Annotated in this window: 13 protein-coding genes; 7 read left to right on the forward strand and 6 right to left on the reverse strand. The window is 40.2% G+C overall.

Annotated features, from left to right (window positions below):
- Positions 1–107 precede the first annotated feature (107 nt).
- The 4 genes from MHH59_RS23570 to MHH59_RS23585 form a co-directional block, all read right to left on the reverse strand.
- Positions 108–2777, reverse strand: coding sequence for a BclA-related collagen-like exosporium protein (locus MHH59_RS23570; RefSeq protein WP_340852473.1), 2670 nt, complete (start codon positions 2775–2777; stop codon positions 108–110).
- Between the two features lie 121 nt (positions 2778–2898).
- Positions 2899–3222: a hypothetical protein gene (locus MHH59_RS23575; RefSeq protein WP_002067673.1), complete on the reverse strand. Its 324-nt coding sequence runs from the start codon at positions 3220–3222 to the stop codon at positions 2899–2901.
- Between the two features lie 20 nt (positions 3223–3242).
- A complete protein-coding gene (locus tag MHH59_RS23580) occupies positions 3243–3467 on the reverse strand; it encodes a spore germination protein (RefSeq protein WP_000512595.1) in 225 nt (74 codons plus the stop codon).
- A 76-nt stretch (positions 3468–3543) separates the two neighbouring features.
- The gene (locus MHH59_RS23585; protein ID WP_000141214.1) at positions 3544–3849 is read right to left on the reverse strand and encodes a rhodanese-like domain-containing protein; all 306 of its coding nucleotides are present in this window, start codon (positions 3847–3849) and stop codon (positions 3544–3546) included.
- A 199-nt stretch (positions 3850–4048) separates the two neighbouring features.
- On the opposite strand from MHH59_RS23585, the gene MHH59_RS23590 reads away from it, so the two are divergent.
- A complete protein-coding gene (locus MHH59_RS23590; RefSeq protein ID WP_002129493.1) occupies positions 4049–4231 on the forward strand; it encodes a hypothetical protein in 183 nt (60 codons plus the stop codon).
- Positions 4232–4279: 48 nt separating this feature from the next.
- Here the strand turns inward: MHH59_RS23590 and MHH59_RS23595 are convergent, their stop codons facing one another.
- Entirely contained in the window at positions 4280–5404 is a 1125-nt protein-coding gene (locus MHH59_RS23595; RefSeq protein WP_016120921.1) for an alpha/beta fold hydrolase, read from the reverse strand.
- Positions 5405–5556: 152 nt separating this feature from the next.
- Here MHH59_RS23595 and MHH59_RS23600 point away from each other — a divergent pair, with 152 nt between their 5' ends.
- From MHH59_RS23600 to MHH59_RS23620, 5 genes are all read left to right on the forward strand, one after another.
- Positions 5557–7332: a spore germination protein gene (locus MHH59_RS23600; RefSeq protein ID WP_340852474.1), complete on the forward strand. Its 1776-nt coding sequence runs from the start codon at positions 5557–5559 to the stop codon at positions 7330–7332.
- A 16-nt stretch (positions 7333–7348) separates the two neighbouring features.
- Positions 7349–8443, forward strand: a complete 1095-nt coding sequence (locus tag MHH59_RS23605) for a spore germination protein (protein ID WP_002015704.1) — start codon at positions 7349–7351, stop codon at positions 8441–8443.
- The gene (locus tag MHH59_RS23610; protein ID WP_016095960.1) at positions 8419–9498 is read left to right on the forward strand and encodes a Ger(x)C family spore germination protein; all 1080 of its coding nucleotides are present in this window, start codon (positions 8419–8421) and stop codon (positions 9496–9498) included. The genes MHH59_RS23605 and MHH59_RS23610 overlap by 25 nt, the downstream gene beginning before the upstream one ends.
- Positions 9499–9588: 90 nt before the next feature.
- Positions 9589–9774 carry a hypothetical protein gene (locus MHH59_RS23615; protein ID WP_002129504.1) on the forward strand — a complete coding sequence of 62 codons (186 nt, stop codon included), beginning with the start codon at positions 9589–9591 and terminating at the stop codon, positions 9772–9774.
- A 98-nt stretch (positions 9775–9872) separates the two neighbouring features.
- Positions 9873–10295, forward strand: a complete 423-nt coding sequence (locus MHH59_RS23620; RefSeq protein WP_002034433.1) for a haloacid dehalogenase — start codon at positions 9873–9875, stop codon at positions 10293–10295.
- Positions 10296–10339: 44 nt separating this feature from the next.
- Here the strand turns inward: MHH59_RS23620 and MHH59_RS23625 are convergent, their stop codons facing one another.
- Positions 10340–11392, reverse strand: coding sequence for a VrrB protein (locus MHH59_RS23625; protein WP_340852478.1), 1053 nt, complete (start codon positions 11390–11392; stop codon positions 10340–10342).
- 155 nt (positions 11393–11547) lie between these two features.
- Between MHH59_RS23625 and MHH59_RS23630 the strand changes: the two genes are divergently transcribed.
- Entirely contained in the window at positions 11548–11976 is a 429-nt protein-coding gene (locus MHH59_RS23630) for a GNAT family N-acetyltransferase (protein ID WP_002015699.1), read from the forward strand.
- Positions 11977–12000 lie beyond the last annotated feature (24 nt).

Here is a 12000-nt window from a genome sequence, read left to right on the forward strand (position 1 = left end):
GTGAAACTTTAATCAGTGGGGGTTTTGTCCATCCCCACTGATTATTAGCCCACAAATAGAGGGATAAAAAACCTTGAAACATAAAAGTTCCAAGGTTTTTTTGCTTATTAACTTAATCTAATAATAGTTAGAGTAGCTCCTGGCGTTGTCGTAGATAATGTAGCCACTGCAAGTAATCCAAATAACTGTAAACTAATAGCAGAGCCCGCAGCTAAATTACTAATAATTGTCGCATTAAATGAACCTGTAGCCACTGCCGGTGAATTTATTGTTCCTGCTAGCGGACTTCCATTTACAGTTATACGCGAACTTACAAGTAAAGCTGCCGTTATATTAATTGTGTAGGCTATATAATAATTACCTGCATTTGTAACGGTAAACACAGTATTTCCACCACTAACTGTTATTCCCGGTCCAATATTTTGATTGTTCGGTAATGGTATATTCGTACCGCCTAACAACACGGAAATAGCACTTCCTGAAGTATTATTTGCAAAGGAATACGTTGCAGTTGTACTAACTCCAGTCACCCCGGTCGCTCCTGTTGCTCCCGTTGCTCCCGTTGGACCTTGGATTCCTTGTGAACCTGTCGCTCCTGTTGCCCCCGTTGGACCTTGAATTCCTTGTGAACCTGTCGCTCCTGTTGCCCCCGTTGGACCTTGAATTCCTTGTGGGCCTTGTGGGCCTGTTGGACCTGTGTCCCCGGTTGGGCCTTGTGGACCTTGTAAACCTTGCACACCTTGCGGACCTGTTGGACCTATTTCTCCTTGCACACCTTGTATTCCGGTTGGGCCTTGTGGACCAGTCGGACCTTGCACTCCTTGTATCCCTTGAATTCCCTGTGGGCCTTGTGCTCCGGTTGCACCTGTTGCCCCTTGTATCCCTTGTGGACCTTGACCTCCTTGGATTCCTTGAGGACCTGTTGGACCTTGGATTCCTTGCGGGCCTTGAATTCCTTGCGGCCCTTGATCTCCCGTTGCTCCCGTTATACCTTGGATCCCTTGTGGACCTTGAACACCTTGCGGACCGGTTGGGCCTATGTCTCCTTGTACTCCTTGTATTCCTTGTGGACCCTGCAGCCCTGTTGCTCCGGTTGCACCAGTTACTCCAGTTGCTCCGGTCACACCCGTCGCCCCTGTTGCTCCCGTATCTCCTACTCCTCCCGTTACACCTGTCGCTCCTGTCGGACCAGGTGGTCCACCTGATGGACCTGTCACTCCCGTCGGACCTGATGGACCTGTTGGGCCAGTCGGTCCGGCTGGGCCTCCTGATGGACCTGTTACACCTGTTGGACCAGTTACTCCAGTTGCTCCTGTAGTCCCTTCCCCTGTCATCCCTGTTGTACCCGTATCTCCAGTTACTCCTGTCGGCCCTTGGATTCCTTGAATTCCTTGTGGGCCTTGCACTCCTTGCGGGCCCTCTGGACCTGTTGCTCCTATATTCCCTTGAACACCTTGAACTCCAGTTGCTCCTTGTGCTCCGGTTGCTCCTGTTATACCTTGAATCCCTTGTATTCCCTGAATTCCTTGTGGGCCTTCTGGACCTGTTACTCCTATTGGTCCTTGAATTCCTTGGATTCCTTGTGGGCCCTCTGGACCTGTTGCTCCAGCTGGTCCTGGCACTCCTTGTATTCCTTGCGGACCCTGAAGTCCTTCTGGGCCTTCTGGGCCTGTTGGTCCTATATCACCCATTGGCCCTTGAATTCCTTGGACTCCTTGTGAGCCTGTGTCCCCGGTTGGACCAGGTACCCCTTGTATTCCTTGTGGGCCTTGATCTCCTGTTGCTCCTGTTATACCTTGAGGTCCTATGGTCCCTTGTATACCTTGCGGACCTTGATCTCCAGTTGCCCCCGTTATCCCTTGAATTCCCTGAACCCCTTGGATTCCTTGTTCACCAGTTACTCCTGTCGGACCAGGAATACCTTGAATACCTTGCGGACCTTCTGGACCCGTTGGTCCAATTGGCCCTTGAACCCCTTGTATTCCTTGCAGGCCCTGTGCTCCTGTTTCTCCTGTACTTCCACTCGGACCTGTATTTCCAGTCACTCCCGCACTTCCAGTTACTCCAGTATTTCCAGTCGCTCCCGTCGCACCTGTACTTCCACTCGGTCCACCTCCTGGCCCTGTCGCACCAGTTGCTCCAGTCGGACCTGGAGGTCCTCCAGATGGGCCAGTTATCCCTGTTGGACCTGTTATTCCAGTCGGACCACTAATCCCCTGACCAGTCGCTCCTGTTGCTCCCGTATTTCCACTCGGTCCTTGTGGGCCTTGTATCCCTTGAGCTCCTTGTATTCCTTGTGAACCTGTTGCACCCGGTACCCCTTGCACTCCTTGAATTCCTTGAGGTCCCTCTGGCCCGGTAGCTCCAATCGGCCCCTGTAATCCCTGTATCCCCTGTATACCTTGTGCCCCAGTCGCTCCGGTCGGACCAATTGGACCTTGTAACCCTTGCACTCCTTGAGGTCCTGTCGCTCCAGTTTCTCCCTGTGGTCCCCTTAATCCTTGTGGGCCCTGCTGTCCTTCTGGTCCTGTTGCACCCATTTGTCCAGCTGGTCCTTGAATCCCTTGCACTCCTTGAGGTCCTGTCGGGCCCTTCTCCCCCATCGGACCTTGAAATCCCCTTGGTCCTTGTGGGCCAGTCGGGCCTTGTGGACCGGTTGGACCAGTAATCCCAATGCCAGTAAATCCCGTTGGAACGGGAGGAAAAGTAGGTCCAATAAGATTCGGTGAAATTCTGAAATTAGAGTTTAATGAATTTTGTCTATCGCGCTCTTTCACACTTTCACCACCTACACACCATCTTTTTTACTTTAAACAAACCTCTTCTTCTTAATATGTATTTACAAAAACAATCTCAAAGACTATTTTTATTCTAAATAATAAAAACTCCCTTAATTCCTTAAGGGAGTCCAGCAACTGAATCCATATTATCTGTATTAGGGACAGCTTGCGATATACTCGACACATTTGCACCTTGCCCCATATTTGTTCCCGTTACAGTACCAGCAGGGGTACCTCGTGTATAGGTTGTCGTCACCGAATCTCCCGGTTGTAAACAAAGCTTCGTCTCCGTCCCTATTACTGTAACAACGTCAATCCAAGTGCACCCCATTGAACCACTATACGATTTCGAAGCAGTAAATGAAGTATCACTCAAATTATCCCCTGTAAATATATTCCCAGTATTATTAACGATAATAAATTCTTTAATACGTGCAGGCATACTTACACTCTACCTTTCCTTTATGCACCTAATGTACGTGTACTCGTCGCTAATGGCGGAAGAAACACTGATGTTCTAATCACAGCTTCTGGCTGTCGTTTCCCATTTAAAAAAACAGCCGCACTCGATCCTCCAGCACCAGCATATATTTTTGCCACAGCTAAAGGTGAGATATCATAACAGTCGCCAACATTAACAGCTCCTGTATTATTTATAATTTTTACTTTACGCATGTTAATTCCCATTTCGCCTCCCCCTTTTGTATACTGTATGCAAAAGAAAAAAACTTGAAACAAACACGTTTCAAGTTTTTGCAGCTACTTATTTAGTTTCGCCTTCATATTGAAGCATACCGCCAACCATATTCACCGTTTTAAACCCTTGCTCATTTAAATAATGGCATACATTTTCACTACGCATTCCCGAACGGCAAATAAAGATATATTCATTCTCTTTCTCAAAGAAATCCACTTTATTTGGAATATCGCCCATTTTAATATGTACAGCTTCTGGAATTTTCCCTGCCGCTACTTCTTCATCTTCCCTTACATCTACTAAAAATAATGTTTCTCCATTTTCTAAACGCTCTTGCACTTCTTCTGTAGTAATTGTTTTTACTTCTGTCATATGTAGTTCCTCCTTATATACAATAAAACCTTCAGTTTCTTCTTTAAACAATCATTTCTCATCAATTTTAGCACGCGAAGGAAGGAACGCAAAGAATGGAACATTTATTTCTCAATTTTCCAGCAAAACTTATTCTTTACAAACATAACTGACGCATTGTATCCTCAATATACTTGTTTGATGAAAGGAGCCAGTTAAAATGACACTTTTTCTTTTCATTATGGGCATCATTTTCTTAGTTTTTGCAGTTATTGCTCTTAGTATGAAAAATAATAAAAAGATAAAATCCCCTCAAGAAATGTCATTCTTATTTCTATTACTTAGTATAGCTTTCTTCGGTTTATCAATCGCTTCATATATTTTCCGTCTGCAAATCATGTAAAAAAAGGTGCCTACTATAAATCATGCACCTTTCCACATTAATTATTTCCTACACAAAACTAGATACTTTCCGGTTTAAAAACTCATAAATTTTCTTTTCAAATAAATGAACATCTAACGCTCCTGCCATATGCCCATTTATACTTTCTATCTCATATACTTCTGCGTACTTCCCTTGCTTTTGCAAAATGTCTACCATTTTATAATTATAACGAGGTGGCTGAAGTAAATCTTGTTTGCACGGAATCATGAGTACATTCGCTTCTATATTAGAAAGAGCCTCTTCTAAAGAAGAAAATCCATGCGCAATATCATGTAATAAGACTGCTTTCGCAGTGTACATCCACGAATTTGCATCTACTAAATCTATACTTTTGCATGTCACTTTATTAATCTCTTTCTCAAATGATGTTAATGCAGAAAATTCCTGATAAGGTGCCATTTCTATACTGTTCCGCGGGAATGCCGTTTCATAAAAATGTTCATCAAACGCATTCATAAACATCATTCGATTTGCTAAATGAAGACCCTTCGTTGGCTGCTCTTCTCCATACTTTCCACCTTTCCAGTTTGGATCAAGCTGAATTGCTTCAATCGCATTTTGCGCTACGTTTCCCGACGTTATAATTGGATTTTGTGGATTCGTAATAACTCCAATCACTCGCTCTACCATATGAGGATAGTGAACAGCCCATTGCTGCGCAATCATCCCACCTGCCGACGGTCCCATTACAGCATGTAGCCTAGCAATCCCCATATCTTTTATTAACTCATATTGCATACGTGCTACATCTAAAAATGTGAAAACTGGAAAATCCATCGCATACTCAAAACCAGTCATCGGATTTATCGATTTTGGTCCCGTTGTAATTACGTAGGGATTCTTCACCTGTACATTACAAAGGTTATCAGTGCATATAACGAAATATTTATTTGTATCAATTGCTTTTCCAGGTCCAATTAATCCATCCCACCAACCAGCTTCCTCATCATGCTCTGTATATTTTCCTGCCGCATGACTTGTTGCACTAAAATAGTGACAAACCAAAATCGCATTTGATCTTTCTCTATTTAAAGTGCCATACGTCTCATACCCCATTTGAACAGGAATTTCCCTACCATTTTCAAACACAAATTCTTTTAAAACAAACTTCTCCTTTTTTACAATTTGCACAGACTCGCCTTCTTCCCGTCATATTATGAACTGCTTACTAAAGGATTTTTTCTATACAAACCAATCTCCTCCTTCTTTTCATAAATAAATGAATAATATACAAAATTAGCCACAAAATAGCACTATATTACAAGATCAAAGAGGGCATACATATGATTTGGAATTGGTTACGTAAGAAAAAAAACTCAAATACAAAAGAGACAGATGATTCGAAACAACAGCCAGATGATCAAAAGGAACATAACAAAGATAAGAATGGCGAGCCAAAAAGTACGGAACAAACTGAGGATAATTCTCAAAATAAGCAGCAAAATTCTAAACAAGAGGATTCTTCTCAAAACAAACAGCAAGGTTCTAAACAAGAGGATAATTCTCAAAACAAACAGCAAAATTCTAAGCAAGATGATAATTCTCAAAACAAACAGCAAAGCTCAGGAAGTAACAGCATTTATGACTTTAGCAAACCAGAAAGTGACCATATTCATTCTCTACAAGATTTAATAGAGAAGATGAAACAGTCTAGTGACTTTGTTAATTACCATACATCTGACGATGACACGATGCCTTATTGGATTTCTTACTATCGTCCTTCACTTGATGGTGAGAAATTGCAAAAGTATTTAATGCCTACTCTAATGGAACGTCCTTGCGCTCCATTAGAAGAATTAAAAGAACATATTCCAATGAGTGGTATAACGATTACGAACGACTTACAAAAAATTGAGGACATGGTTTTAAAGGGACATGCAATTATTCAATTAAATCAGCAAGATCAAAAATGTATGCTTGCAAACATTGCAATTGATAATTATCGTGCACCAACTCCTCCATTAAATGAATCCACCGTTATCGGGCCACAAGAAGGATTCGTAGAAGATATTGATACGAATATTAATTTAGTACGAAAACGTCTTCCTGTTTTAGATTTACACACAAAAGAGATGATTATTGGAGAGTTTTCAAAAACAAAGGTTGTCATGATGTATTTAGACAACCTTGCCGAAAAAGATAATGTAGACTTTCTAGAAGAATCACTTCGAGCTCTTGAATATGATCAAATTAACGATAGTGCTTATATACAGGAATTAATGGGTGAAAAGTCAATTTTTCCTCTCTATATAAATACAGAACGCACTGATAGAGTCACAAAAGCACTTATTGATGGAAAAATCGCTATTTTTGTTGATGGTTCTCCAAGTGTCCTATTAACGCCTGTATCATATTTCGATTTTTTCATTTCACCAGAAGACTATAACGTTTCTTGGCTGTACGCTACATTCTCAAGAATTTTAAGATTGATCGCTGTTCTATTCTCAATTTGTGCAACTCCATTATACGTTGCAGTTTTGAATTATCATTATGAATTGGTTCCGAGTGACTTACTTGAAACATTGATTTTATCAAGGGCTCAAGTACCATTTCCCCCTTTAATAGAAGCACTTTTCTTGGAACTTGCGATTGATTTATTAAGAGAAGCTGGCGCGCGATTACCAATGAAAGTTGGACAAACACTAGGTATTGTAGGCGGTATTGTAATTGGGCAAGCATCTGTACAAGCTGGTTTAACGAGTAATATTTTATTAATTATCGTTGCTTTATCAGCGTTAGCTTCCTTTATTACGCCCATTTATAAAATGGGTAACGCTGTTCGTTTACTACGTTTCCCATTTCTCGCATTTGCAGAAATAGGTGGGCTCTTCGGTATATCTCTTGGATTTATCTTTTTATTTACCCATTTGTTTAGACTTACTTCTTTACGTAAGCCGTACGCTCTCTTTTATCCAACGAGACAACAATCCTTTAAAGATTCTTGGATTCGTTTTCCATTAACAATGATTGATACTCGAGATGTTCAAGCAAGACCGCAACACGTAAAGAAAGCAACTAATGGAATTTCTACAAAACATACGTCAGATTTTGATGATTAAGAAATGAGGTGCATCGATGAGTAAAATTAAAGCAGAACACCAAATATCACCCGTCTTCGTTTTCTTTTTAATTCACGGTGCACAATTTGGTGCTGGTGTTCTCGGATTCGCTCGAATCATTGCAAAGGCAGCTGGATACGACGGCTGGATGGGAGTTTTAATTACAGGAATCGGTATCCATATTCTTATATGGATGATGTATTTCTTATTAAAAGAAACAAACGGAAATTTAATTGATTTACATCGGCAAACATTTGGGAAATGGCTAGGAAACGGCATTAGTATCATCTTTATGGCTTATTTTTTTATTGTAAGTATTTCTGTAGTTAGAACATATGTCGAAATTATTCAAGTATGGATGTTTCCTAGTGCATCCACCTGGATGCTCACATTCTTTTTATGCTTAATAAGTTATTACATTATTTCATCAGGCTTCCGCGTCATTACAGGCATTTGTGTCATTTCTGTTGGCGGGACCTTAGGATATCTTTTTCTAAGTCTTTTTATTTTGAAATTCGCACATTGGGATAATTTACTTCCGATGTTTTCACATTCTTTTACCGATATTTTGAAAGCGGCCAAACTATCTATTTATAGTATGACAGGGTTTGAAATTTTTCTTATGGTTTATCCGTTTGTTAAAGAGCCAGAGAAGTCCCATAAATTCGCACAATATGGGGCATTATTCTCTAACTGCTTATATTTGTTTAGTACTATTCTCGCTTTTACTTTCTTTAGTGAAAAACAACTACTCAAAACAATTTGGTCTCAACTTTCAATGACACAAGTTATTAAGCTTCCTTTTATAGAGCGACTTGAGTATATTGCTATTTCCGCTTATGCTCTCGTTATTGTTACGAGCTTTATTCTACCTTTATGGGCTGCTACTAGAGGAACTCATGAAATCTTTCGTGTTAAGCAACGTAGCATTTTAATCGCCTTTATGCTTATCACCTTAGTTGTTTCACAACTTTTAACGAACAGGCATGATATTAATGATTTTATTAGCAATACATCTAAAGTTAGTTTTTGGCTTATATATGTATACATCCCAATTCTATTTATTATTGTGTGGGTGAAAAGAAAATGGAAAAAACCAAAAGAAAATTAATACTTCTTATTTGCATCAGTATCTTCAGTCTAACTGGTTGCTTACAAAAAAATATTATTGATGATGTTCAACTCATTCAAGGAACTGTCTTCGATACAGCAAAAGATAATAAAGTAAAAGTTACATTTGTTTGTCCTATACAAAAAAAGGGCAATAAAGTTCAAGTTTATGAGGGAACAGGAAACGCAGTAAAACAAGTAAAGGCAGATACATCTTTAGAATCTTCGCAACCGTTCGCAAGCGGTCAAATGCGTGTTGCCTTATTCACAACAAAGGTTGCTAAAAAAGGATTATCCACCTCCTTTGACACATTAATTCGTGATGTGAATATTGGTAATTCACTGTATGTGGGACTATTAGAAGGAAGTGGTACTGAACTATTTAAAGGAAAATACAGTACATCTTATAATGTTGCAATTTATATAAAAAAAATGTTAGAACATAATATGGAAACCGGCCCTTTACCAACTGACAATTTATATTTAGGTGCTTTTCGGTACTACCGTGAAGGACAAGATTCTTATATGCCTATCCTGAAAAAACATGGAGATAAAATAAAAATTACTGGTATCGGTCTCTTAAAAAAGGATAAGTTAGTTGGAACAATCAAGTACCAAGATATGTTTGTTTTCAAAGGACTACTAGAAAAGCACCGCTTAGACTCACATGAATTTAAAACCAATCCTGGCTATGCAATGATTAATAATATCCGTTCCGTCCCTACCTACGAAGTAAACATAAAAAACGGAAAACCTTCTTTCTATATTCATGTGAAAATGGAAGCTCGTATTCAGGAGCTCTCTAGAAAATTTAATTTAGAAAACAAAAAAAATACAACAAAAATAGCTAAGTCAGTCGAAAAGCAATTAGACGTGAAAGCTACAAAACTTATTAAACAATTTAAATCTCTAAATGTTGATCCTCTTGGACTGGGGGCAAAATATAGACAACATTATCGCTCATTCAAATTAGAAGAGTGGCGAAGAATGTATAAAGATGTTCCAATTCAAGTGAAATATACTGTCAACATTACAAATTCTGGTGTAATTGAATGATAATGATTGAACTCCTCTCTCCAGCATGATACAACGGAAAGAGGAGTTTTTATTTTTAAATAGAGAAAAGGGATATTTACGGGGGAGCTTATGTCTAAAAAATTAGTAAAACCTATTTTAAATGGTATTTTATTTCTCGGCGTCTTTTTATTTGCTCATACATACTTAAAAAATGTTTCTTTCACACGTTATTTACTTGTAGTTATACCAATGCTACTCATCGGAATGTTTGGCATCGATCTTATTTTATCCGTTTTAATTAAGAAAGAAGAATAACGAGCGAACATCTTATTTCTCATAAGATGTTCTTTTTATTTAATAACTACCTTATGTTACAATAAAATTCGGCATAACGTAAGAAAGGATGAAACAACATGACAAACGAAAAAGGTTTAGATAAAGGATACGAACTTGTTGCAAAAATGCATGAAGAATTCGGACATCCTGTGACAAGTACTCCAACAAAACTAACAGAAGAGCGTGCAAAAATTCGTGCTAGCTTTATGCAAGAAGAGCTAGAAGAATTTCTAGAAGCAACAACTGTTGAAGATCAATATGATGCACTTATTGACCTTATTTACTTTGCATTCGGAACGTTTGCAGAAATGGGCGTACGTCCAGATAAAGGATTCGAAATTGTAAACAATGCTAACATGGCAAAACTATTCCCTGATGGAAAGCCTCGATTCCGCGAGGGCGACGGCAAAATTATGAAACCAGAAGGATGGCAAGCACCGGAACCACAACTTCGTGCGGAAATCGAACGCCAACGTCAAGAGGCAGAAAAAAACTGCTAGGATCTCCTAGCAGTTTTTTATTATGTCTTTTTTCCTTTGGTCTATTAATGACCCACGTGTCCCGCGTGTCCTGCTGCTCCTGCAGTACCAGCTGCTGCTCCTGCTGCCGTCCCTGCTCCAATTCCACCTGCCCAAGGCTGTTGTTGCTGCTGATACTGTTGGTATTGTTGTTGACCCTGATGCTGTTGTTGACCTTGATGATGCTGTTGGCCTTGATGATGCTGTTGGCCTTGGTGATGGTGTTGGCCTTGATGATGGTGTTGACCTTGGTGATGGTGTTGACCTTGGTGATGATGTTGGCCTTGGTGATGCTGTTGGCCTTGGTGATGATGTTGACCTTGATGAGTTTGATAAAGGACAGCCTGCGGGTGAATTTGATGATGACCTTGGTGATGTACTTGTTGCTGATGGTGGCCGTGGTGTTGATGATGACCATGATGACCGTGGTGTTGATGCTGGCCTTGGTGACCATGATGACCATGGTGTTGATGCTGGCCTTGGTGACCATGGTGTTGATGTTGACCTTGGTGTGTTTGATAAAGGACAGCCTGCGGATGAATTTGATGATGACCATGATGATGTACTTGTTGTTGATGATGGCCGTGGTGTTGATGATGGCCGTGGTGTTGATGATGACCGTGATGGCCGTGATGCTCATGATGTACATGCTGACCGTGATGGCCGTGATGCTCATGATGTACATGCTGACCGTGATGGCCGTGATGCACATGATGACCGTGAACACCTTGAGGGAATCCGCCGATCCCACCAGTTACAACACCAACGCCAGGTACAGGAAATCCTGTTTGTACACCGCCAACGAAAGATGGGAATGTAGTTGGCATACCTACAGGAACTCCTCCTTGTGCACCTCCTACTAGTGCCGGAAATCCTGTTTGCGCTCCAGCTACTGACGTTGGAAATCCTGTTTGTACACCCGCCACTGACGTCGGAAATCCTCCAGCTGCTCCTCCCATCCAACTTGGGATTCCGCCATATCCGTGTTGACCATCTCCTCCCATGAACATCATTTGTCCATAACTATCCGATCCACCTCCGAAGAAGCCATGTGGTGCATTATTGTCCATCCCTTTCATTCCTTTCACCTCTTCTGTTCAATTTAACCTACCTTTTTTATCATATTTTCTATAGAAGAATAGGTGTTTGTCTATATGGGAATTCCGCGCCTTTTTCTTCGTTCTTCATTCATGATAAACTGAATTAACTGATTTTTCCAAAGGAGGCGTTTTCGTTGGAGAACGTAGCAAAAGCTTCCATCGACGATTTAGATTCAATCTTACATATAGATGTTGATGTAATCGGAGACGATAGTAGACGAGATTATATTAAACACGCTATTGATGAAGGAACCTGCATCATTGCAAAAGAGGACAATTCCATTTCTGGTTTTCTAACATACGATACAAATTTCTTTGGTTATACTTTCCTCTCATTAATCATTGTTTCGCCAACGAAAAGAAGACAAGGTCATGCAAGCTCATTAATCTCATATATGTTAAGACATTCTCCTACTCAAAAAATATTTTCTTCAACGAACAAATCGAATACAAATATGCAAAAAGTTTTTAAAGCAAATGGATTTATGCGTAGTGGAATGATCGAAAACTTAGATGAAGGTGATCCTGAGCTTATTTTTCACGCAAAAAAGCTCAGAGCATAAACGCTCTGAGCTTTTATTAATAAT

The organism is Bacillus sp. FSL E2-0195 (assembly GCF_038003645.1).
Classification (GTDB): domain Bacteria; phylum Bacillota; class Bacilli; order Bacillales; family Bacillaceae_G; genus Bacillus_A; species Bacillus_A mycoides.